The following is a 488-nucleotide window of genomic DNA, read 5'->3' as shown; positions in this document are numbered from 1 at the left end:
GAGGGCGAGCAGCCGGCCGAAACCGCCGATCTCGCCATCGGCGCCCGGCCGGCGCGTCGCGCGCACCAGCGGCTTGATCTTCTCGACCATGAGATTGCCGGCATCGATATCGACACCGGCCTCGGCATAGGTGAGCCCGTTCTTGCGCTTGTTCACGTCGCGCTTGCTCATTTCTGGTGCCCGTTCAGCAATTTTCCTTGTCGCGGGCTCTTCGCATGAACGGTTTCTGTCCGCAAGGATAACGGCCATCTCGGCCTACAAAACCGTGGACAGCGCGCACGTACAGGCGCTCGTGATTGGCGAAAGCCAAGCTGAAGGCCGCTCCCGTGCGGGGAGATCGGCAGCTCCTCCCTTGTTGCCACCCGCCATCTTCATCATCTATCTCCGACCAAGAGGAGGTGCCAGGCATTTGACCATCCCCAACCTGATCACCATCCTGCGCCCTGTCCTGGTGCCGGCGGTTGTGCTGGCGCTCTTGTACGCGCGCT

The 488-nt window shown here is 62.7% G+C and carries 1 pseudogene; it reads right to left on the bottom strand.

The features are described from left to right. Positions 1–171, bottom strand: a pseudogene (locus EN994_RS36625) (phosphoribosylformylglycinamidine cyclo-ligase); the annotation flags it as partial. Between the last annotated feature and the right edge of the window lie 317 nt (positions 172–488).

It is taken from the genome of Mesorhizobium sp. M7A.F.Ca.CA.002.09.1.1, from assembly GCF_003998555.1.
GTDB lineage: Bacteria > Pseudomonadota > Alphaproteobacteria > Rhizobiales > Rhizobiaceae > Mesorhizobium > Mesorhizobium ciceri.
This window is presented reverse-complemented; position numbering and strand designations above follow the sequence as displayed.